Genomic DNA, 23,394 nt, shown 5'->3' with positions numbered 1-23,394 from the left:
ATGGTGCGGTATTTGGGTATGTTCTGTCAAGGCTCGCGGTTGGGGTACGCAAGGCGTCCGTGTGTCCTTGCTGGACAGATTACCGCTGGCGTGTTACGCTCGCTGGCGCGAGAAGTGCGCATGAGGAAGAAAGGACCACCCCGTCTTACGCAGTTGTGGCATACGCTGTGTCACGTACTTCGCCGCCGGCGTGCGCGCGCGCTCAATCTGGCGCTCTCCTTCGTTGTCCTCAGCATTGCCACGGCGGTGAGCATCAGCGAACAGCACGACCCTGCAAGACTGAACCTTGCTGACTTTGCGGTAGGGCGTGTAGCTGAGCGGAACGTTGTCTCTCCTGTCTTTCTTTCCCTTACTGATGAGCTGGCTACCCAGCGGCAGTATGCTCGCAGGAAGAAGGAAATTCCTGCTGTTTTTGAGCGTCGGCTCGATCTGGAACAGGCTGAAGTACGCGCATACCAGGCGTTTTGTCATGCGTTGCAGAAAGCGCGCGTTGGTATGGCTCTGGATACCTCGTCGGACGGAGGCGGAGGAGCAGCGGACTACGAGGAGGAGCGGTCACTCCACGCTGCGCACGATCGGGCGTCTGCACACGTGCACCTGCTGCAGCAGAAATTTGTTCACTTTTCGCGCCAGACGCTGCGATCCTTGCTTCAGCTTGACGATGACACGTTTGAGTCCCTCCTGCGTGTGGGAACTCAAGTGCTCGCGCGTATCTTCGCGCAAGGTGTGGTGCAGCTGTCCGACCATGCGCTTAAGGATTTTAACCCCCACACAATTACTATCAGTGAGGAACGTCCCTTCCACGCCCCGTCGGATATGTCGGCCCCCGTGGCGTCGCAAGCCTCAGCAGGAGATCTCCCTTCTGCGTCTGTACCCCTGTCACCCGATGCGAGTGCGGATGAGGCGGAAAATGCCGCAGGGGATGTCTTTTCGAGGACTCAGGCAATTGAAACGCTCATCAGATCCGATCAACTCGCCGCGCGCGTCCATGCGCTGGCTTCCGATTTCGGTCTTACGTCGCAGGCGGCGCTCCTCTTTTCATCCCTCGGACCCTTTCTGCGTCCAAATATTGTCTTTGACCCTATTCAAAGTGAACGACATGTCCGCAACGCATTGGCGCGGTTACGACCGGTCACCCTCAGTATTCATCCAAACGAAATTATAGTCCGTCGCGGCTTTATCGTATCCGCCACTGACTACGCAAGATTGCAGGCACTTGCACACTCTAAACTGTCTGTCGATCGCTCCCTGCTCGTAAGCAGTCTCCTGTTACTGGCCTTTTTGTATCTGCTTGCCTTCTTTTTGTTCAGTAAACGGATGGCCCATCCTCCTCTTAAACTGCGTGTAGAGTTACTCATTCTCTATACCAGCGTTGCCGGATACCTGTGCACACTTTTTCTTTCAAAGATAGCTGCGCTCCCTGCACCGCTTGATAGCATTCCTTTTCAGCCAACTGCGTTGTGTATCATGCTCGTTACCGCGCTCGTTTCCCATCGTAGTGCCGTCACTAGTTCCTTTCTCATTGCGTTCGCAGTGCTCATCGCTTCACAGTTCCATACTGAGCCTACGCTTTTTGCGCTCCTCTCTGGGGTGTCGGCGTCTGCTTGTATGCGTGTTATGAGCTCTCGGCTCGACATTGTTAAAAGTTCCTGTGTCCTTGCCGTTGCTCAGCCTTTCCTTGCTGCTACGCTCATGTTTGCGTTTCCGCATGCGTACACTGACGCAATATTCCTCCTTACAGGCGTGGCGATCAGTGGCTTTCTCAACGGCATTTTGGTGTTAGGCCTTCTGCCCATCCTTGAAGCGCTCACCAATGCTCCTACCGTGTTCCGGCTTATGGAGCTTTCGGACCTCAACGTTCCTATCATGAAAAAAATGCTGCTTACAGTTTCAGGTACGTACAATCACACCATGATGGTTGCCACTCTTGCAGAAAATGCGTGTCGTAGCATTGGGGCTCATTCGCTCCTTGCGCGAGTTGGCGCGTATTATCATGACATTGGAAAAATGGAAAACGGTGAGTACTTTGTAGAAAACCAAACGGGCGATAGCAAACACTTAGATTTAAATCCACGGCTTTCTGCAACGGTAATTCGGAGTCATGTAAAGCTGGGGGTAGAAAAGGCACATCAACTCCGCTTACCTCAGGAGGTTATCGATATAATTGCAGAGCATCACGGTAATAGTCTTATTACATACTTTTACGAGAAGGCGCGGGAACTCGATCCGAATGTTGATCGGGAAGATTTTACCTATCCGGGGGTTCCTCCTCGCACAAAGGAGTCTGCGGTGGTGATGCTTGCTGATGTGGTTGAAGCGTCATGTAGGACATTGAATAAACCGACGATCCCCCGCCTAGGGAAATTTATCGATAAGGTTGTGCAACAGAAGATAGAAACACATCAGCTTGACAATTCTGATTTAACGTTTCGGGATGTGCAGGTCGTCAAGGAGTGTTTTGTGAGAATACTGGCAGGATACTACCATTCCCGCATAGAGTATCCTCACCAAAGAGATTCTGATCAGCAGCAGCTCGTGTCCGTAGCCCAAGGATCGTATAAGGAGTAATCTTTATGTCCGAGGTGAATAAAGTTTCTGTTTCCTGCGAAGGCTTTTGTCCGCCTCCTTGGATTGGTCAAGTTGCGCCGTTTGTGTGTGCGGTGCTCGATTCCCAGGCTATTTCCCACTGGGATCTTTCCATTGTCTGCTGCACTGATGCGTTTATTCGCCGGCTAAATTACGATTACCGTGGTATTGATTCTCCCACTGACGTGCTGTCTTTTGAGAACGATGGTGAGTATTGCGATGACGCAGGGACGCGTTTTTTTCTTGCTGGTGATATTATCATCAGTCTTGAAAGTGTGCGTGAAAACAGTGAACGTTTTCACGTTGCCGCGCACGAGGAATTTAAACGGGTGCTCATCCACGGCATTTTGCATCTGAGCGGTATGGATCACCAGGACAATTCTCCCGGTCAAGAGATGTTGCGTTTGCAGGAGCGCATACTGGCGCAGCACTGTCGGGTGCTATCATCGGGTATACCATGGGAGTCATAGACTGGTTGAGGCGCAGGCACGCTGTTACCCATATTTTTCAGCAACCGCTGAATGAAGAAAAGCAGGATATGATCCGCGGTATAGTGGATCTTTCTGACACTTCGGTGCGCGAGGTGATGATACCGCGTATTGACGTGGATTTTCTTGAGCTTTCTATGAGCGGTGAAACACTCGTTGAAAAGGTAACCGAGAGTGGACACTCACGCTTTCCTGTCTACGAACAAACTATTGATAATGTGGTGGGTGTGCTGTACGTCAAAGATTTAATAAAGCTGTTTGGAAGGCCACAGGAGGTGCGGTTAGAAAGACTGCTGCGTAAGCCCTTCTTTGTCCCCGAGTCCAAACGAATTGACAGTCTTCTGCGAGAGTTTAAGCGCAGGCACGTGCACATTGCGATCGCGGTGGACGAGTACGGCGGCGTTTCGGGTATTGCGTGCATGGAAGACATTATTGAAGAGATTGTTGGGGATATCCAGGATGAGTTTGACCACGAGCGGGAGGATATCGAACCGCTCGGACAGGGCGTGTGGTTGTGCGATGCGCGTGTGGATTTGGAAGATTTGTCTGAGTGTTTGCATACTGTTTTTCCTTCTCAAGAGTTTGGAACGTTAGGTGGATTTGTATTTAATCTTTTTGGAAAAATTCCCGTAAAGTACGAGAAGGTTTCGTGGGGTGCCTTCGATTTTATTATCCAAGACATGGAAGCACATAAGATAAATACTATAAAGATTGTATCTGTCCTGCGGGGTGATTCCGAGCCTGCATGTGTATCTGAGCGGCCATAGAGGAAAGGGAAAAAGCATGAAAGGCCTGCTGTGCGTGTATTACGGTGCGCTTTGCAGCATAGTGTTTGCTCAGACGGGCGTGCAGCTTTACGAAGCAGGAAGAAAGGCCCATGTGCAGGAGGATTGGCATGCTGCTATCGAATTCTACCAAGAAGCATTAAAAAAAAATGCTTCTTACAACCTTGCATATCGTGGTCTTGCCGAGTGTTTCTACGCACTTGGTGAATATGATCAGGCGTTGCACCATGTGCGCAAAGCGCAAAAACTCATGGCGCAGGATCTTTCCCTTGAAAAGCTGTGCGCGTTCAGTTTAGTTGGTCAAGGTGAGTTGGATCAGGCGCGTAGTCTTTTTGAGGAAATTCTTGCGCGCTATCCGAATGACGTAGATGCTCGCTTTGGTTTGGCAGAGATTGAGGTGTCAAAGGGACGGCTGAGCTCTGCGCGTCTGTTATACCAAGCAGCGCTGGAGCGTCAGGCAGAGAATCGCAAGGCGTTGTTGTCGCTTGCGCTTATCTCGTACGAGGCTGGTCATTATCCGCGTGCGCTCACGTACGTTGAACGTGCGTTGCAATATCACGGTGATAATGCACAGGTGCATTTTTTTGCCGCGTATCTTGCAACGCTTCGGGCACACTATGAAGATGCAGAGCGTTATTTGGAGCGGGCGCTCCACATTAAGTCGGCTTATCCACGTGCCCGTGCGCTTCTTTCAGCAGTTTTATATGCGCGCGGCGCGTATGAGCGCGCGGTGGCTCAGTGTGATCAACGCATAAGGGCGGATCGAACGCAAGTGGATGCCTGGTATGTAAAGACACTGTCCCTTCTGAAGTTGGGTAAACATACTGAGGCGCTTGCAACTGCAAAAGTTGGGTTGACAGTAGATCCACGTGACGATCTAATGCGCATCTTGCTAGAAGAGATCGCGATTGTTCACCTTGAATACGAAGATGAGTATCGCATGCAACTTGCGCGTTTTCACACGCAAAAGGCAGACGGTTTCGCGCGTCGGAATATGAGTCGGCAGGCTCTGGATGAGTATCGGCGCGCACTAAAGGTGTACCCGTACGACGGTGCTGCTCGTGAAGCTTACGCACGTTTGCTCCTGCGTTTTGGATATCCTGAGCGCTCCCTTGAGCAATTAAAGTTTTTACAGTCTATTGGAAAGAGCAGTGCACGCATCAATGATGCAGTAGAGGCATACGAGAAGACGCATGCACGTTCAATTAAAAATAGGTGGCGTGTTGATGCCTTGTATCTGGATAAGGCGCATCTTTCAATATCTCTTTTTTACCATCCTGATCCTGCGAATGCATTGCATCCTGAGGCTGAGCGTTTCTTTCTGACGCAGGTGCAAGATTCGTTTGCCTATAACCGCAGGTTAAAAGTAACTGGGTACAGCGCGCGTTCTCACTCGTATAGAGAAGCTTTTCGCACGGCGCGTGAGGCTGGTGATGATTATTTTGCTCTCATCACAATGCAGGAGCACGGTCAGGATTTACGCGTGCGTTTGGAATTGTATGTTGCATCGACGGGATCTCGGGCACACACCTTTGATGCGTATCGCTCGGGAAATGATCGGTATCAGAGTGTGTTGCGTAGGATCATGCAGATGCTCAACGATCGTTTGCCAATTATGGGTACTGTCGTGCGCCGTCACCAGTCGGAGGCGGTGATTGATCTTGGAACACAAGATGCAGAGTTACAAGGTAAGTCTCTCGAAGTGGTAAAAAGACGCGCAGTTTCAGTGCTGAAAGAAGGTGTTGGGCTTGCATATCGACGTGAGGACGTGTTGGGGCATTTTACCGTGACAAAGGTTTCAGAGGATATGAGTGAAGGCGTGCTCAGGCGCGTAGGATACTACGATCACATCAGCGTGGGAGATGCGGTAATATGTGAACCGCGCCTTCCGGACAGCTCGGCTACCACGTCTGACACATTCGTACACGATGGGGCGATGGGTATGTTGTTAGCGCTTCTGCGCAGCATTCGATGAGAGTGTCGTTTTTCTTGTACATTCAGAATAAGTAAGGGGAGAAAGGCGCGTGCTTGATTATCGGTTTATTAGAGAGAACGTGGATGCAGTAAAAGAAAATGTGAAGGTCAGGAACGTGCATGCAGATGTGGACGCGATTGTGCACTTATATGATCAGCGCGTAAAGCTTTTAGCAGAGTTGCAAGAATTACAACGTGCGCGTAATGAGAACGCACAGACGATGAAAAGCTCTTTGGATGCGCTTGCGCGTTCGGCGTGTGTTGAAACGGGCAGAGCACTAAAAGATCGCATTGCTCACAGCGAGCGTCTATTGGTACAGATTTCCGATCAGCTTTTGTCTGCAACGCAAGCGTTGCCAAACATGACGCATATGTGCACTCCCCATGGTCGATCAGACAGTGATAATCTCGAAATCAAGCGCTGTGGGGTGCCTCCATGCTTTAGTTTTTCGCCACGTGATCACGTGGAATTAGCGCGCTTGCTGGATATAGTTGATTTTGAAGCGGGGAAAAAGGTCTCGGGGATAAAGTTTTATTATCTGAAGCGTGAAGGGGTGCTGCTTGAACAGGCATTGATTATGTTTGGTTTGCAGTTTTTACAAGAGCGCGGTTTTGTGCCATTTCTCACTCCTGACATTGCTCGTGAGGGTATGGTGTGTGGTTTGGGTTTTAATCCGCGGGGGAGTGGATCGAATATCTATCGTATTGAGGGAGAACACCGCTGTTTAGTAGCAACTGCAGAAATTACGCTGGGGGCATACCATGCAGGCGAGGTTCTTGAAGAGCGGAGTTTACCGCGTTTATACGCAGGGCTCTCGCATTGTTTTCGTAAAGAGGCTGGTGCTGCAGGCCAGTTTTCTCGCGGTCTTTATCGCGTGCACCAATTTACCAAACTTGAAATGTTTGCGTACTGTACACCGAGTGATTCTGAGTGCCTGCACGAACGCCTGCGGTCGCTTGAGGAAGAGATTTTTACTGCATTGGAAATTCCTTTTCGTGTGGTGGAAGTGTGTGCGGGAGATTTGGGTGCGCCTGCGTATCGCAAGTGGGATTTGGAGGCGTGGATGCCTGGACGCCAGGGTGGTTCGTGGGGAGAGGTGACTTCTGCGTCGAATTGCACAGACTATCAGGCGCGGCGCTTAAATGTCCGCTATAAGGATGCAGAAGGGAAGAAGCATTATGTACACATGTTGAATGGGACGGCGCTTGCAATTTCTCGCGTGTTAATTGCGCTGCTAGAAAATGGGCAGGATGCGGAAGGTCGCGTGCGCATTCCGCAAGCTTTGGTGCCGTTTTGTGGTTTTGAGTATCTCTATCCTCGTGTCCTGTAGCGTTGTGACGCGTCACCCGTTGCGGTTGGGATTTTTTACTTTTTTCTTGCTGGGTAGTTTTCTCGTGTTGGTGTCTTCCTGCACACGGTGGATGGGGCGTGAATTGCATGGGCAACGTCTGTTCGCCCTAACGTACGGGGATGCTGAAAATCAACTGCATTTCCCCGACGCGGGGTATGCGCAATCGCAGTCTAATATACAGCTGTGTATGAAAGACGGTATTTTCTACGTGGCACATGCTGCAACTGGCAAGGTCATGCGAATGACTTCGTTTGGGGATGTGCTTGCAGTTATTTTTAATCCCGAGAAAAACGCAATGACTCCTCAGTTCTCTGAAGGGTTGCAATCGGCAGCAATTACTACGCGTCGTGCCGTGCCCTATCCGCTGCATGCGCCAACGTTTCTTGCCGTAGATTCGCAGAATACACTGTACGTAGTAGATGCCGTGTTACCAGAACACGTGCAGCATGATCCGGAAGAAAACCTTGCGCTGGTGAATACCATATTGCTGTTCGATGAGGAAGGACGTTTCATGCATGCTATTGGACAGCAGGGGATAGGGGGCACACCCTTTCCTGCTATTGAAGGTGTGTATGTAAATAGTGCAGATGAGCTCGTGGTGGTGTGTAGGAGTGTGGATGCAATGAGAGTGTATTGGTTCAATGCACAACGAGTACCCATACACCAACGTGCGTTGCCGTTTTCTCCGCTTCCGACGTCATTTGCTGCGCAAGAGAAAGGGTATGCATTCGTAGAGCGGGTACTGCCTGATGTGAGTGAACGGAGGCTGATTGCAAAGGTAGATTACTATACCGCAGTGCATGATCCAGCTACGGGAGCAAATAGTAGTGTTCGCTATGCGAAAAGCAGTGTGTATTTTATCTCTCTTGAAACGGGGGTGTACGAGTGGAAAGTGGATCTTCCCGCGCACGAGGTGTCTGGTACAGAAAACCAAGAAAGGGGACCTTATAAAAAAGCTTTTTCATTGCTCGGGGTGAGTGCGCAGCAAGGTATTTTGTGTGTGAGTCCGGACCGCTTCGGATATGCCGCGCTATTGTTAGACTTGCGTTCATTCACGATACGTCAAAGGAGCATACATATGCGCAGTGATACGTTGGTGTACAATGTGTTTCATTTTTCTCCCACAGGGATTCTTTCTTCAGTGCTGGCGACGGACACAGAGGCGGTCGTTATGTGGTGGCGGTTCGACCGGATACTGAGCCGCATCAAGTGATACGGCATGAATAGGAATCTGAGAAGGAGATGCACCCTCTAGCAATAGGTTTCATGCTGTGCGCGCGGTATTGACACGCACGCAGTTCTTATTTTCCCTGTATCGCGGGAGTGACCATACGGTCTGCCAGGCAGATGCGAGCACTCACCGTATGGCTGTTGTGTGTATTCGGCACTGCCACCTATGTGGAAGTGTAGGATGTGCGCGTGGGAAGTGCGTACTGGCTTGGCTTTAAAAATATTTTGCGTACCTGTAAGGAAGGATCATGAGTATCTGTGAAAAGTCACTTCATTGGGCTGACAAGGTTGCGCACAAGATTATCAAGGAACGTGCTGACTGTGATCAATACACCTGTGCATCGGGGATTACCCCCTCAGGAACGGTACATATTGGTAATTTCAGAGAGATTATTTCCGTTGACCTTGTAGTGCGGGCCCTGCGTGACCAGGGGAAATCAGTGCGCTTTGTACATTCGTGGGACGATTATGACGTTTTTCGTAGGATTCCCGACAATGTACCTGCTCAAGATGAATTGAAGCAGTATATTCGCATGCCTATCACTTCAGTTCCTGATCCCTTTCAGCAGGAAGATAGCTACGCGCGGCACCATGAGCGGGAAATTGAATCGGCGCTCCCGGAGGTAGGTATTTATCCTGAATACGTTTATCAGTCAAAGCAATACCAGGCGGGGGTATACGCACAGGAAATAAAGATTGCGCTCGACAATCGGCACCGTATTCAAGCGATTTTAAACGAATATCGAGATGAGCAGCATAAAATCAGTGGAACGTATTGGCCCGTATCGGTGTTTTGTACAGCGTGCCATAAAGACTGCACCACGGTTGATGCGTGGGATAGCCACTGGTGTCTTCAGTATCATTGCGAGTGTGGGCATGGGGAGCAGGTGGATTTACGCCAGACGTCTGCGGTAAAACTTAGCTGGCGCGTTGATTGGGCTATGCGGTGGAGTAAGGAGCATGTGGTATTTGAGCCTGCAGGGAAGGATCATCATTCTCAGGGAGGTTCTTTTGACACTGCGCGTTTAATTTCTGATCACATTTATCACTGGCCTGCGCCTGTTTCTTTTCGTTATGATTTTATTGGATTAAAAGGTTTGCCTGGGAAGATGTCTTCGTCCGCGGGAAAAGTGGTTGGGCTGCGTGATGTGCTTGAAGTATATCAGCCTGAAGTATTGCGATACCTTTTTGTTTCCACACGTCCAAATACCGAGTTTTCCATTAGTTTTGATCTTGATGTTCTTAAGATATACGAGGATTACGATAAAAGTGAGCGTGTTGCGTGGGGAATACATGCGGCAAAAAGCGAACACGAATTTATGCGGCATAAAAGGATCTACGAATTGTCACAAGTGCGTGGTATGCCGCCGTGCATTTCGTACCAGGTACCATTCCGGCATGTATGCAATATATTGCAAATTAATTCGGGAGATATTTCTGCAGTGCTCGCGTTTTTCTCTGATATACACAAAGATCAGATAGAGCGCTTTGTGCGCCGTTGCCAATGTGCGTGGAACTGGATCCGGGACGCTGGTGCACCCGATGACTTTAAATTTACCCTGAAAGAAGATGGTGTGCGCGTGCCGCTCTCTGCAGAGATAACTGAAGCACTGAGACTCATTCGTGATACGCTTGTGCCACGCACTGACGTACTCAGCGAAAAGGAACTTTCTGCTGAGTTGTATGCGGTTGCCAGACAGATACCTGTTGGCTCGAAGGAACTGTTCACTGCACTATACCAGGTACTGATCGGAAAGAATCAGGGGCCACGGCTTGCGGGTTTCATGAAAGTCATCGGTACACAGCGTTTGCACCGCATGCTTAGCGTATACTAAAACAGCTCCTGGGAACAGTCAGTGCTCGATGCCTGTATCTCCTGTATTAATTTTTTTATGGTGGGGCTTTGTGCATGATTTACACAGTGTCCGTTTTGTTTGGCGTGGTGTGCGATCATAGTTGTAAAAAGCTCCATGCATACTCGAGCGTCATCCTCTGCTCTGTGTGCTGCGTGTACCGTAAGTCCAAACTGAAGTGCAAGATTCTGCAGACGGTACTGATGGCGTCCTAACCCGGGGAACACCGCTTGGGCCATCGCGTACGTATCAACTACTTTGTGAGACAGGGGTTGCTTTTTGCACAGGCTGAGTTCTGCATTGAGAAACTCGACATCGAAGTTTGCGTTATGTGCGACGAGTACTGTCCCTTTGATGAATCGAGAAAAGTCTGAAACTATCTCACAAAAGCGCGGCTTATTGACGAGCATATCGTCGGTAATATGGTTGATTTTGCTCACGTCAGGGGGTATAGCCCGATCAGGGAAGATGAGCGTGCTAAAGCGCGCAATAATACCCTTTCGATCAAACGTTACTGCACCAATTTCTATAATGCGATCTTCTTCTGCTTTTAAACCAGTTGTTTCGGTGTCGAAGGCGGTGAATGCAACGTGTTCATGCACCGCAAAAACCCAATCATATATCATTGCAGATATGTACCCATCTCTTGTTCAACTGCGGTGATAAACATGTTGCCCGCCTGTTCTGCTTCTTCTATCGAGGTACTGACGGTCAGAGGGTGGATGATATAACACTTTATTTTTTGTTCTGTTCCACTCGGTCGTATACTTACAATACTGCCATCCTGTACAAAATACTGCAGCACGTTACTCTGAGGAAAAGAAAGGGCAGATGTCTGCGCAGGATTTTCTGGACTAAACTCAACACCAAGATATATATCCCTCACCTTCATTACCCGCTTGCGCGCAATTTGGGTTAGCGGCTGTCTCCTGAGCGTATTCATTATTGCATTCATGGTGCTTACACCCGCGACGCCCGCATAGGTTTTGTTCAGCGTCTTTTCACAAAACAGGCCATGCGTCCTGAATAACTGGTGAAGGCGATCGATCAGGCTCATTCCGCGCAACTTCCAGTACACACCCATTTCTGCACAGAGCGCTGCGGCGTTGATACCGTCTTTGTCTCTCACCTGAATACCAAAATTGTGTCCGTAACTTTCTTCAAATCCATATACGTAGGAGTACGCTCCTGACTGTGAAATCTTTTCTGCAGTACCACATATCCATTTGAATCCGGTAAGGCACTCTACACACGTTGCGCCATATGTGCGTGCTATACGGTCGCTAAGTGGGGACGTAACAACGGAGCGTACAATTGCAGGACGCGCGGGCATATTGTTTTGTTCCTGCAGGGTTAGCAGAATGTAGTCAGTGAAGAGCGCTCCCATTTGATTGCCCGTGAGCAACTGCAACACACCGCGGGTGTTTCTTACTGCACATGCAAAGCGGTCTGCGTCAGGATCAGTCGCCATAAGAACCTCAGCATGTACGCGATCAGCATATGCACACGCATGCACCAACGCGGCCGGATCTTCTGGATTAGGAGACGACACCGTAGGGAAGTTCCCATCTGGCAACCGTTGCTCAGGCACGGTCATAATGGAGAACCCCATATCCCCCAGTATGCGCTCGACGTGGAGTGCACCCGTTCCGTGTAATGGGGTGTATGCAATACGCATCGACTGGACGGTCTCTTTCGTAAGACCGGGGCGAAAAAGCTTTTCCTTTATAGAGGTGCAGTACGGTTCATCAATTTCTGCATCAATGATCGTGGGTGCACTGCGTTTGACAGGTACCTTTTCCTCAAGGTTCACGACACTCGTGATAGCGTTCATTTCTTCGGTGATATTTTTTTCGTGAGGATGCGCTATCTGTGCCCCGTCGTTCCAGTACACTTTGTATCCGTTATACTGCGGTGGGTTGTGCGATGCGGTGACCACGATGCCCACGTCACAGGTAAGATACTGTACTGCGTAGGAAAGTTCTGGAGTCGGGCGTGGATCCGAAAAGAGGTAGGCGGTAATGTCATGTGCAAGAAACACGTGCGCAGCAGTGTGTGCGAACAGACGAGAATGTACACGCGAGTCGTAGGCTATAACGGCACGGAGCGCGCCGCGCGCTGCCTTTTCAGGAAAAGTTTTTAGTAAATAGAGCGCAATCGCGTGCGTGATCTTTTTGATCATGAAGGGGTTCATTCTGTTTGTTCCTCCGCCGACAACACCCCGCAGCCCGGCGGTGCCAAACGAAAGAGTTTGCAAAAAGCGCTCTTCGAGCTCTGCTATATTATTCTGTGCAACAAGATCCCGTACCTGCTGTGCAAAGAAAGGATCTGTTTCTTCTTCAAGATAAAGACGAGCACGTTCGAACAATTGACTGGAGTGCATGAGCGCTTCCTCACCTTTAAAAGTACTGGACTATTTACGGCACCACAGGATAGAGGGGCATTGTAATGGGAAGGTGCTGCTCTGTGCAATGCTCACAAAAAGTGCATGTCTTGAAAAAGTGTACCAGAGCCACTACACTGGTGCGCGTGGGTTCTGCTGTTTCTCCGAAAGTTTTAAAAGGCTTTCGCGATCTTTTACCGGATGAAGAGATTGAGCGTGCATTGCTCGTAGAAAAACTGACGGTGGCTTTAAGACAAATGGGTTTTGTACCTATCGATACCCCCGCGTTGGAGTACACCGAGGTTTTGCTGCGCAAAAGTGAGGGTGACACAGAGAAGCAGATGTTTCGCTTTGTTGATAAGGGTGGAAGAGATGTGGCCCTCCGCTTTGATCTTACGGTGCCGCTTGCGCGGTTCGTTGCAACGCACTATGCGCGTTTGTATTTTCCTTTTAAGCGCTATCATTTTGCAAAAGTGTGGAGGGGCGAGAAGCCTCAGATGGGTCGTTATAGAGAATTCACGCAGTGTGATTTTGATATCGTCGGTTCGGATTCGGTGTGTGCTGACTTTGAAATTCTAAAGTCGATACGGCACATGTTGTATATGGCTGGTGCAGAACACATACGTATTCACGTTGCGCATCGTGGCCTGTTTGATCGTTTTTTGCGTGCTCTTTCTTTGTCTGACCAGGCTGAGCATATCCTGCGGATAATTGACAAACGTGCAAAGATGGCGCCGCATGTGTTGACAGCTCAACTTGAGTCGCTTTGCGATCCAGTTCGTGTGCAAAAGATTATGACGTATGTAAGTGCGGGGGAGGTGGACGGTGTTGCGCCGTCGTTTGAACATACATTGTCTGCCATTGAGACATTGACAGGGGGTGTCTCGGAAGAGAGTACACGGCTTAGAAAAATATATGAGCTACTCTGTGCAGTGAACATTCAGTCCTCTTATGTGTTCGATCCATCTATCACGCGTGGTTTTGATTACTACACCGGTATGGTGTGTGAAACGTTTTTAACACAGTTGCCTCATATCGGTTCGGTGTGCTCAGGTGGGCGCTATGACCATCTGACGGCTTTGTACATGAAGGATGCAGTGAGTGGGGTGGGTGCATCCATTGGGTTGGATCGCTTGTATGCAGCGTTTCAGCAGTTGGGAATGTCCCGAGAGCACGTTTGTTTTGTGCAGGCGCTTATCTTCTGTCAGGATAGTGCGCTCATGGATGTGTACCAAAAGCTGTGTTCATACTTTGCAGTGCAGGTGGCGACGGAAGTCTTCCCTGATCCGCGGAAGTTGAGCCAACAGTACGCCTTTGCAGAGAAGAAGGGGATTAGGTGGGGGATCTTTGTTGAACAGCGCAACGCCGTGGTGGAGGACTGCCTGCTCGTACTGCGCGACCTTTCTACGCGAAAGGACACACGCCTACCTGCGCACGAAGTGCGCAGACGCATGGCAGCTGAAGGGTAACAGGCGCCCCCGCGACTCTAGAGTCGCATGTTACTCAATTCAGTGACTAGGTCCGTTATGGAATCCTTGTTCTTCTGTCCGATTTCAGTGATTGAGGAAGCATACTTTTTAACCTGTTCTGAGTTTTTGTGCATGGACGACACGCTGCTGTCGATTTCAGACGTGATGCGCGAAAGGGCTAGCATCGCCTCCTCTACGTGCTTGCTGTTGTCCAAGATGGCGCCCGAATTTTCCTGCAACGTGCGCGTGATCTCGGTGATGTGCTGTATAGCGTGCAACACGTGCACACTGTCTTTCGTCTGTTCTACCATCGACTGGCTGATCACTTCTTCTTGGGCCTTTATGTCTGTGGTGATAGAGAAAATCAGCGCAAACTGAGCCTGAACTGCAAGCGCGCTCTCAGAAACCTTTTCAATTTCCGTTTTTACGTCCCGCAGCACTGCGGAGATATGCTTTCCCTGTTTCGAAGCGTCCTCTGCGAGCCTACGTATCTCACTCGCCACTACTTCAAAACCCTGACCTGACTCTTTACAGTACGTTGCTTCGATTGAAGCGTTCATTGCAAGCAAGTTAGTTTGACTTGCGATGTGCTGAATTACCGCACCGGCTTCAGCCAACGCTTCTGAAGCGTGAAGCACTTCTCTTCCCACATCTGCAGACTGAATAGTTGCGTCCTGCGCTAATTTTGCCTCAAGCAGCAGGGTTTCAATGACATTACTATTGTCCGAAAGTACCTGAGTAACTGACTCGATGTTTCTCACCATCTGCTCTACGGAGGAGGCGGCATCTGTTACCGTATCTACCTGCTCGCCGATGTGACCGTTAAACCGATCGATGTTTCCGACAATGTGCTGCACGTGCTTTTGTGTTTCAAAAATGGTACGGGATTGGTGTTTAATTTTGTCTTCTGCCTTGTGTGCTTGGGAAATGATCTCGTTGATAGCGGCGCAGGAAGTGCGCGCATTTCTGACAAAACTATTCGCGATTTTCCGAGCGCGTGCCATCTTTCCACGGGATGCAATGAGAAAGAAACGCGTGCTCTTGTGCATCTTGTTCAAACTTTGGGTGAGGAACCCAAACTCATTTCTACGCACAACGCGCATACTCGCTGCGGACGCATCTCCGCTCAACCTGTTTTGGATAAAGGTGAGGATGCCTTGGTTTGCTAAATCGAGGTGTCGGCCAATCCTGATCATGACGATTACGCTGAGTACGCAGATTAAAGACGCGCACGGGAGGTTATGGGTTATAACCACATGTGCGAGCTCCTGCTCACCGTGCAGAGGGAGTAGGAGCGATGAAAAGCCCACGCAGAACATACTAAACAAACCTGAAACGAGCACGACGGATATTTCTCTTGAGAGGGAGTAGTACCCGAGGCGTGTCTCGCGCAGGGGGATAAAGTGGGCCCACTCCTGCAGTGTGTAAAAGAAAGGATGGTGAAAGAAGGGAATGAGGCAGAGCGCTGCGCCCACGCTGCTGAGGTAGTAGGACAGCAAGAGCACATGGCTTGAGGAAAAACCGACTTCTAGGGCAGCACACACCGGATACACCACCGCAGCTACTGCAGGAGGCAGGGGAGAAATCCACGTGTACCGCAGAAACGCAGCCTCTGCAGCTGCGCTATCGTTTTGATGTTTCTTAACGGACATGAGGAGAACGTAGTAGAGCGTCAGCGAAGCACCCAGCATGAGCGCCAGCGCACAGAAGAAGGAGACGCTGGTGAGCAGAGCGGAGAGCATACTCCCGTCTATGACGCCTGCGATATAGGCTACGAGAGAAGTCGCCGGCACCCACGCAACGCTCATCACGACGGCGCGCCGCAGCACGGCGAAGTCGGAGACCGCATGTTCAGTGTTCATAGGTTACTCCATGGAAAGGTGGACTACAGGCGCAGCTGGGTGAGCTGGTTCGTAAGCATGTCCATTGCATTCTTATTCTCTGAAGCGATAATCTTGACGGAGGTGACCGCATCCAAGATACGAGACGTGCTGGCGGCCATGTCGTGCATAGCCACGGTGATACCGCCTGTGTTGTGTGCAAGTTCGTTCATATCCTTGAGGACCAGCTCTCCATCCTTGAGCATGAGCGAGATACCGCCGCGGATACGTCTGCGGTTGCCTGTAATAGCCTCCATGGACCGCCTGATGTACTCACCCCCTGAAGACTGCTCCTCCATGGCATGCATGACGGTAGATTCCCGCTGTTTAACTTCTTCTGCAAGGACAAAGAGATTGGAAAACTGCTTGCTCAGGCTCTCCGCCTGCTGCGCGATATGCTCTATCTTTTCAGTGAGTTGTACGAGGACTGAAGAAATGATCTTTCCCTGTTCGTTTGATTCCTCTGCTAATTTCCTAATTTCGTCGGCGACAACTGCAAACCCGCGTCCGTCCTGACCCGCGTGAGCAGCCTCTATCGCGGCATTCATAGCAAGCAACGTAGTCTGACTTGCGATCTTCCGTATTACCAAGCTGGCCTGTAAGAGTGCCTTGGAAGACTTGGAAATATTCTGGGTAAGCTCCAGCGATCGGTTGGTGAGGTTCCCTGCGCGGTTTGTCTCCTCTCGCAACCGTCCGACACGCGCGTCGTTGCTTTCGATAATCTTTTCGATAGAATGGATTTTCTCTACCATTTGCTCGACAAGGGTGATGGACCGGGTGACAGTTTCCGACTCTGCCTCGACGCTTGCATTCAGACGCCCGACTCCCTCAACCATAGTCCCCACTATTTCTTTAGAGGAGCTGATGGTGGCAGTCTGCGCCGTCACATTTTCGTTGACGTGATCAATCTCCTCTTTGGTGGTGCGAGCTGCCTCCTCGAGGTGAGCGATATCCGTCTCTGCAGTGTGTGCAATTGCGCTTGAACTCTGTGTCAGCTGCAAGAAGCGGGAGAAAAACGCGCGATCTTTGTCGCGCAGGGAGCTCAGTGACCTCGCCAAAAGACCGATCGAGGTGCGGGTTTCTCTAGGTACGTCCGCACAGGTGTAGTCGCCAGTTCCGATGCACTCGGCGAGCACGCGCAAACGGGTGATTTCTCGCGAAGTAAGGTACGCGCACAGGAGAAACTCCATGCAGCTTACGGCGCTGGCACAGAGTCCAAACGTACCCGCCATGGTGAGCAGTTCTGCCGGAGTAATGTTCTGGCTATCTGTGCGTACAAGGAGTGGTGCAGAGACGAGGAGTAACGTGGCAACGAACAGCGCAATCGCTATGGTAAGAAGCATGCGGGTCCAGTTTGCGCGCACAGAACTTTCGCGCAAAGGCAGGAAGGCAGCCCACCGCTCAAGCGGACGCGTAAGGAGGAAATGCAGCGCAGGAGCAAACAGCAGACAGCCACCGGCAGAAAGCATAACATACACTGCCATCTGTGGACCTGTCTCAAACGGGGAACGCGCGAGGATAGAGACGAACGGGACGAAGCAGCTGAGGAGAACCGACGCACGGAGCGCCGTCCTCCCATAGCTGTTGACGCGCTTGCTGAAGCGCGCCTCATCTTCTCCACGAATAAAAGCGGCGCACAGCGCGCGATAATGGAGAAGCGGAAAGAGGCACAAGAGGTACAGCACGCTAGCGGGAGAAAGGAGGAGTTCAACGAACTGGCCATCGCCGAAGAAACCCGCCGCAGAAGCGGAGAGAAACAAGAGTGGCACCCAGCAACAGGAGAGCACGAGCTCGCGTAGCAATACACTGATCGGAGGAGTACTATAAGTACCGGCGTACATGGTTGCCCCCTCAGGCATAAGTTCACACGAGCGCGCACGGTAGCATCGGAGAGAGGGTCTGTCAAGCGCGCACAGGCCCTCGCCCGAGGGCGGCAGCATTGCCGTCGGACAGAATCGAACTGTCGACACAAGGATTTTCAGTCCTTTGCTCTACCGACTGAGCTACAACGGCGCACACCGCGCGCAGCCTGTCATACAGAAAAAAAAAGGTCAAGTTCCTCACGATGCTCGAGGAAAAGCAGCACAGGAGAAGGAGAATGCAGGTCTTGACAGGTGCGCATACTTTGCACTAGGCTCCCGCCGGAGCGGTGGGTGTAGTTCAGTGGTAGAGCGCCAGATTGTGGATCTGGTTGTCGTGGGTTCGAATCCCATCACTCACCCTGTGCGTGCGCAGGCGCTCGTAGCTCAGGTGGATAGAGCAACAGACTTCGAATCTGTAGGTCGCACGTTCAAGTCGTGTCGGGCGCACTTGTGGTGTCGCTTTCCTCGTATAAATGGTTCTGTTCTCGTCTTTCCTTTAACACGCTGAGGACGTGGGGGTGCTTTGAGTGGGTACGTTGAGGCGTTTTCCTGCGTCTGTTCTCCAGATAGCGCTCGCGCTCTTCTTGCTTGCAAGTGGTGCACGAGACCTCGTGCATGTTGATGCGGGTGTGTTCAACGCGGCGGTGTATTTCCTCGGCGGATTGTTTCGCGGTCATGTGGCAATCGGTGTGTTAACGCTCGCCGTGTCGCTGTGTTGTCTGACGGCGGGTTTCTTTTTGCTCGTCGATTTTCTGCGCCCAGAACTTTCCTGCGTTTCTGCGGTTTTAGCGCTGTTCGTTGTGCTGTGGGCTCTGAATATGGTTCTGGTGGATGTGGTGGGTGCGTTCGGCCGCGGCAAGGTATTGCAGAATGTGTCCTCGGCGCTTGAGCATTTGCATCATACTGCTGTCGATCTCCTTGTGCTTGGAGCGCTCATCTTTGTGAGGCAGCACACGCGTTAGGCGTTTACACAGCCGAGGATGACACACGCCGCGTCTTTTTGCTTCTTCTTGTGTGCTCTTTAAGGAGGGGTCAGGCGGTGTCTCGTGCCCCGCGTGTGTTTTTTAAGCAAGAAAAAGGAGTGGGGTGAATGGCTGTGGCGGGTTCCTTTGAGCGGAGTAGATTGCCGTTACGAGCACCATGAACGCGCCGTCGGAGTGGCGAAGACAAGACTGCCCGGTCCCAATGCGGTTGGAAACGCAGGCACTTGTACCGTACCCTGTTCGCTTTGACCGCAGCCACCATGATGCGCTGGTGGTCCTGGGCGCTACCGCAACAGGTAAGACAGCGTTAGCAGTTGCGCTTGCCCAAAAATATCAGGGGGAAATTATTTCCGCCGATTCGCGGCAGGTGTACCGTGGTCTGGATGTGGGAACGGGAAAGGACTTAGCTCTGTACGGGTCGGTCCCCTATCACCTGATAGACGTGTGTGATCCGTATGAGGAATACAATGTTTTCCGTTTCCAACAGGCAGTATATGGCATAGTGCCGAGTATACTCCGGGCGCACAAGGTGCCAATTATTGTCGGTGGTACGGGTTTGTATCTTGATGCAGTGCTGCGTCAGTACGCGTTGGTACCTGTTGAAAGAAATCAGGCGCTGCGCGCATCGCTCCGCGGAGCTTCTCTGTCGCATATGCGCGCGGTGTACTTTTCGTTAAAAGACTCCCATGCTGTTCACAACAAGACAGATTTAGAAGATCCTGCGCGTTTGATGCGCGCTATTGAGATTGCTGTATTCCATGCAACGCACCCTGAGCTGCTCCAGCAGGCACGGGAAACGCGCCCGATGATGCGCGCGAAAGTGTATGGCATACAGTATCCACGCTCTATGTTGCGTGCTCGGATTCGAGCACGCCTCGAGCAGAGAATACGTGGGGGACTGATAGAGGAAGTGGCAGCGCTCCACAAAGGCGGGGTTTCCTGGCAGCGTCTGGAATACTTTGGGTTGGAATATCGCTTCACTGCGCAGTATCTACAAGGGATCATTGCTACCCGTGATGAATATGTCGACCTACTTTTTAGAGCTATTAGCAGATTTGCAAAACGCCAGGAGACGTGGTTCCGACGTATGCAAAGACTCGGGGTAAAAATTCACTGGCTCGTGCATACGGAAAACGGTTTTGTTCTCCGGTGAAAAAACGATGATCGCTCATCGCACCGCTCCATAGGGTATGTGTGTGGCGAGTCGCTCGTGGTACGCACAGGCGTTAGTTCTTTCTCTTTCAGCATTTGGAGAAGGGCACAAAAGCGTAACGCTTTTTGTTCGCCTGCAGGATGAAGCGTTTATTTTACGTGCCGCGCTTTTTGGAGGTGCCCAAAGCAAACTGCGTGGATTGGTTATTCCCTATACGACAGGTCGGGTATGGGTATATTCGAATCCGCGTACGAGTATGCACAAAATTGTTGACTTCTCAGTTACACACTCTCGTGTGGCCCTCCGTGACAGTATCGTAAGAGTGTGGTGCGCTGCGATTTGCGTAGACATTATAGAGGCGAGCAAAGGGACCATCAGCTGGACGCTGGTGACTGCATTTTTGGATGGAATCAGTCTCTCTTCGGACGGGGCATGTAAACACGCGCTTTTACGCTTTTTGTGGCGAGTGCTTATAGGAGAAGGCGTTGCACCAAATATCACATCGTGTAGCCGGTGTGCTACGCAGTACGCCGTGTCCGTAAGTGGTGTGTCGCGCGTGGCGTATCTTACGCAGGGTGAGTCTTTTGTGTGTGCTGCGTGTGCTGCTCCTGCAGAACACCGGTTTGAGCTAAACGCGGAGGCGTGGCACTTTCTCAACACGGTCAAAGAATGCACTCCAAGGCACGCGCGCGCGTTGGTGTTGTCCCAAGAGAGCTACTGTGAACTTAAGCAGCTGCTATTTTGCCTGATCACGAAAATGAGCGGTAAAAAGTTAAAAACACTCGAACATGCGCACGCAGTGCTATGAGACTGTCCGAAACATACCGCAGGGTGCAGTCCAGTTAGGTCCCCGGGGTGCACAGAGCGAGAAAGACGTGCTCACTGATAATACGCACGCCACACCGAACAGCGTTCTGGCATTTGCGTGACTGCCCATGTGGATCGTTTGACACCAGATACGTCAGCTGTGTACTGACAGCCGTTTTCACTGTTCCGCCTAGGCGTTGTACGAGCGCGATTGCCTGGGCGCGTGTCATACCGTCGAGATCGCCAGAGAAGCAGAAGCTCATGCCGTGCAATGGCGCGTGCACGTGTGCATCCGTATGCAAAGGCGATTGGGCAGTGGCAATAAGCTTGTGGAGCGTCTCTTCCGAAATAATTTGGATTCCCAACGCGCATGCGGTGCGATAACGTGTCGACTGACTGTAAAACACCAGATAGTCAAGCTGGGCTGTTACGGACGATGCGACATCCCCTCCTAACGCGCGCACTTTTTCTTGAGCATGTTTGTGATTCATACTGCGCGACGCACCTGAGAAATAAAAACTCTTTCCTTGCAAGGGGTGTACGGTTTCCCCCGTATGGGTACAGGATGCGGAAGCTTGATCTAGAAGCCTGCAAAACTCGTCTTCCGAAATAATTTCTAGCGCTACCCCCTGTTCTTTTTTTAGTTTTTGCGCGGTGCGATAGGGCTGTGATAGGCTTTCGAATATTAGGTACGAAAGGTCTCGAGTAACTGACGTTCTCACAACGCCTCCGAGCGCGCGTATACGGTGTATAGTCGCGCGATCTCCATTTCTGAGGGAGCCTGAGAAGCAAAAGCTTTTTCCCCGGAGTGGCGACTCTGCCTGCTGCTTGGCAAGAATGCGCACGAAGCCTCTATCAAGCAGTTCACACATATCATCCTTAACCCGTGCAATACCGGTTACCACGCTTTTTGCAAGTTCTGTTCCAAACTGATAGATGGACTCGAGTGTCTCCGTTGTTGCGTGGAGCACTTTTTCAAGTGTGTCAAAACCGGCACAGATAAGTTTTTCTCCCATGGTTTCTCCGATCCCCTCGATGCCAAACCCGGCAATAAACGTTTGCAACGCTATTTCTTTTTTGTGGTGTATAGCTTCGAGTATTTTTTTTGCAGTTGCATTGCCGACGTGCTCAATCTCAATGAGATCCTCGCAGGTGAGCGTGTAGAGGTCCGGGATGCGGCGTACCTTTTTTTCTTCAAAAAGACGCTGAATGAGTTCGGTCCCCACATGCTTGATCTCCAAACACTCAATCCACCGTGTAATGCGGTGATGCGAGAGCAGGGGGCAGTTTACATTAGGACAAAAAAGCCTGCTCCCACTGTTTTCCAGCACTGTGTTGCAACTGGTACACTGTGTCGGTATGTGGATTTCCTGCGCATGTGCTGGGGTTGAAACGAGTGCTTCAATTTTTGGGATAATCTCCCCCCGTTTGGAAATTAAAACGTGGCTGCCAATTTTGAGACACAGCTTTGTGAGCATATTCGGGTTACATAAATTTGCGCGCTTGACCGTAGTTCCTGCAAGGCGCACTGGATCGGTAATACCAATGGGCGTGTACGTCACTCCTGATGTTTGCCATTGAACGTCACGCAAGGTGGTTATCGCCTCCTGTGTACTGAACTTAAAGGCTATCTGCTTTTTAGGTCTGGGAAGTTGTGCGTCCTGGAAGTCAAGATCGGTACTCTTTACTACCAGGCCATCGATGCTGTAAGGCAACAGCTCGCGCGTGCGCATAATCTCAGATCGGAGTGCAACAACTTCCTGTGCGTTAGCGCAGCGATGCGAATGTACCGTCACGAAACCTTGGCGCGCGAGCCAGGCAAGCTTTTCTGTTTCATCAGCAAAGGGGAGGGAGCCGGTGAACGGTTTACCGGGGGTGCCGGGTACTGCGTCGTAACAAACAATATGGAGGTGGGTGCGGCCGCGGCCGTCCTTTCGCTTTAGGATGCCGTTTACGGTGTTGCGGCAATTTGCGTGAGTAGGATAGTGGGAACGATGTATATCCTTGTGCATAATGACTTCGCCACGAACACCCCCCGTGAAGGGGAGATTGCCGCAAGGTCCCCACTCTGCAGTGAGGGTCGGCACAAAGCCACGCATGCCGCGTACGTTAGCAGTGACGTCGTCTCCGACAATGCCGTTACCACGGGTGAGCGCACAGCAAAAATGACCGCGCTCGTATTGCAACTCTAAGCTAACGCCATCGAGTTTGTGTTGGACGAGAAATGCCTGCAATGCATTTTTTTTTGCCCATGCGCTGAAGGACTCCTCGTCTGCAGCTTTGTGTTGACTACCCATAGGAACAATGTGGCGCTTTTTCACTGCGTCACGTTGACTGTCAGAACCGATTGCTTTAAGCAGCGGATTTCCAGGATCAAGCCTTGCAAGTTCTTCCCAAAGCGCGTCAAAGGCGTCATCTGAAATATCAGACTCCGCGTTGTAGTAGCGGTCTTGATGGTGAAGAATGAGCTTTTCAAGTTCTTGAACACGTCTCTGCGCAGTACTCATAGCACAAGGCCGCAATGTGTAGCGTCCGGGGCGCACCTCCCACGCGTGCAACGCTCCTTCGTCTTGTCGGAAGATGCCAAAA

General features: G+C 51.0%; 16 protein-coding genes and 3 tRNA genes. 13 read left to right on the top strand and 6 right to left on the bottom strand.

Going from position 1 to position 23,394, the window contains the following annotated elements; all coding sequences use genetic code 11:
* The 7 genes from TPANIC_RS03225 to lysS all read left to right on the top strand — a co-directional run bounded on the left by TPANIC_RS03225 (nucleotide 1) and on the right by lysS (nucleotide 10,250).
* Entirely contained in the window at nucleotides 1–2,568 is a 2,568-nt protein-coding gene (locus tag TPANIC_RS03225; RefSeq protein ID WP_014342523.1) for an HD family phosphohydrolase, read from the top strand.
* A gap of 5 nt (nucleotides 2,569–2,573) precedes the next feature.
* The gene (gene ybeY, locus TPANIC_RS03220) at nucleotides 2,574–3,056 is read left to right on the top strand and encodes an rRNA maturation RNase YbeY (protein ID WP_010882095.1); all 483 of its coding nucleotides are present in this window, start codon (nucleotides 2,574–2,576) and stop codon (nucleotides 3,054–3,056) included.
* Entirely contained in the window at nucleotides 3,044–3,841 is a 798-nt protein-coding gene (locus tag TPANIC_RS03215) for a hemolysin family protein (protein WP_010882094.1), read from the top strand. The genes ybeY and TPANIC_RS03215 overlap by 13 nt, the downstream gene beginning before the upstream one ends.
* On the top strand, nucleotides 3,786–5,834 hold the full coding sequence (locus TPANIC_RS03210) for a tetratricopeptide repeat protein (protein ID WP_010882093.1): 2,049 nt from the start codon (nucleotides 3,786–3,788) through the stop codon (nucleotides 5,832–5,834). The genes TPANIC_RS03215 and TPANIC_RS03210 overlap by 56 nt, the downstream gene beginning before the upstream one ends.
* A gap of 49 nt (nucleotides 5,835–5,883) precedes the next feature.
* Nucleotides 5,884–7,164, top strand: coding sequence for a serine--tRNA ligase (gene serS / locus TPANIC_RS03205; protein ID WP_010882092.1), 1,281 nt, complete (start codon nucleotides 5,884–5,886; stop codon nucleotides 7,162–7,164).
* Entirely contained in the window at nucleotides 7,130–8,398 is a 1,269-nt protein-coding gene (locus TPANIC_RS03200) for an LIC_12708 family protein (RefSeq protein WP_235214012.1), read from the top strand. The genes serS and TPANIC_RS03200 overlap by 35 nt, the downstream gene beginning before the upstream one ends.
* 265 nt (nucleotides 8,399–8,663) lie before the next feature.
* On the top strand, nucleotides 8,664–10,250 hold the full coding sequence (gene lysS, locus TPANIC_RS03195; protein ID WP_010882089.1) for a lysine--tRNA ligase: 1,587 nt from the start codon (nucleotides 8,664–8,666) through the stop codon (nucleotides 10,248–10,250).
* Here the strand turns inward: lysS and TPANIC_RS03190 are convergent.
* Nucleotides 10,247–10,894 carry an exonuclease domain-containing protein gene (locus TPANIC_RS03190; protein ID WP_010882088.1) on the bottom strand — a complete coding sequence of 216 codons (648 nt, stop codon included), beginning with the start codon at nucleotides 10,892–10,894 and terminating at the stop codon, nucleotides 10,247–10,249. The two genes, lysS and TPANIC_RS03190, sit on opposite strands and share 4 nt — an antisense overlap.
* A complete protein-coding gene (locus TPANIC_RS03185; RefSeq protein ID WP_010882087.1) occupies nucleotides 10,891–12,651 on the bottom strand; it encodes a phospho-sugar mutase in 1,761 nt (586 codons plus the stop codon). Before TPANIC_RS03185 ends, TPANIC_RS03190 begins: the two co-directional genes overlap by 4 nt.
* A gap of 140 nt (nucleotides 12,652–12,791) precedes the next feature.
* Here TPANIC_RS03185 and hisS point away from each other — a divergent pair, with 140 nt between their 5' ends.
* Nucleotides 12,792–14,120: a histidine--tRNA ligase gene (hisS, locus tag TPANIC_RS03180; RefSeq protein ID WP_010882086.1), complete on the top strand. Its 1,329-nt coding sequence runs from the start codon at nucleotides 12,792–12,794 to the stop codon at nucleotides 14,118–14,120.
* A 17-nt stretch (nucleotides 14,121–14,137) separates the two neighbouring features.
* On the opposite strand, the gene TPANIC_RS03175 is transcribed toward hisS, so the two are convergent.
* From TPANIC_RS03175 to TPANIC_RS03165, 3 genes are all read right to left on the bottom strand, one after another.
* Nucleotides 14,138–15,982 (bottom strand): methyl-accepting chemotaxis protein, encoded by a 1,845-nt coding sequence (locus TPANIC_RS03175; protein WP_010882085.1) that lies wholly within the window; start codon nucleotides 15,980–15,982, stop codon nucleotides 14,138–14,140.
* A 23-nt stretch (nucleotides 15,983–16,005) separates the two neighbouring features.
* The gene (locus TPANIC_RS03170) at nucleotides 16,006–17,940 is read right to left on the bottom strand and encodes a methyl-accepting chemotaxis protein (protein ID WP_014342814.1); all 1,935 of its coding nucleotides are present in this window, start codon (nucleotides 17,938–17,940) and stop codon (nucleotides 16,006–16,008) included.
* A tRNA-Phe gene (locus tag TPANIC_RS03165) sits at nucleotides 17,941–18,013 on the bottom strand.
* Between the two features lie 136 nt (nucleotides 18,014–18,149).
* Between TPANIC_RS03165 and TPANIC_RS03160 the strand changes: the two genes are divergently transcribed.
* From TPANIC_RS03160 to recO, 5 genes are all read left to right on the top strand, one after another.
* Nucleotides 18,150–18,221 (top strand) — tRNA-His (locus tag TPANIC_RS03160).
* 14 nt (nucleotides 18,222–18,235) lie between these two features.
* Nucleotides 18,236–18,309 (top strand) — tRNA-Arg (locus tag TPANIC_RS03155).
* An 80-nt stretch (nucleotides 18,310–18,389) separates the two neighbouring features.
* Nucleotides 18,390–18,824 carry a hypothetical protein gene (locus TPANIC_RS03150; protein WP_010882083.1) on the top strand — a complete coding sequence of 145 codons (435 nt, stop codon included), beginning with the start codon at nucleotides 18,390–18,392 and terminating at the stop codon, nucleotides 18,822–18,824.
* 223 nt (nucleotides 18,825–19,047) lie between these two features.
* A complete protein-coding gene (miaA, locus tag TPANIC_RS03145; RefSeq protein WP_010882082.1) occupies nucleotides 19,048–19,998 on the top strand; it encodes a tRNA (adenosine(37)-N6)-dimethylallyltransferase MiaA in 951 nt (316 codons plus the stop codon).
* Between the two features lie 37 nt (nucleotides 19,999–20,035).
* On the top strand, nucleotides 20,036–20,806 hold the full coding sequence (gene recO / locus TPANIC_RS03140) for a DNA repair protein RecO (protein ID WP_010882081.1): 771 nt from the start codon (nucleotides 20,036–20,038) through the stop codon (nucleotides 20,804–20,806).
* Between the two features lie 34 nt (nucleotides 20,807–20,840).
* Here the strand turns inward: recO and ligA are convergent, their stop codons facing one another.
* Nucleotides 20,841–23,312, bottom strand: a complete 2,472-nt coding sequence (gene ligA, locus TPANIC_RS03135; protein ID WP_010882080.1) for an NAD-dependent DNA ligase LigA — start codon at nucleotides 23,310–23,312, stop codon at nucleotides 20,841–20,843.
* Nucleotides 23,313–23,394: the final 82 nt, after the last annotated feature.

Source organism: Treponema pallidum subsp. pallidum str. Nichols (assembly GCF_000410535.2).
In the GTDB taxonomy this organism is placed as follows: Bacteria; Spirochaetota; Spirochaetia; order Treponematales; family Treponemataceae; genus Treponema; species Treponema pallidum.
The sequence above is the reverse complement of the archived record's forward strand: the minus strand, read 5'-3'. Positions and strand labels throughout refer to the sequence as shown.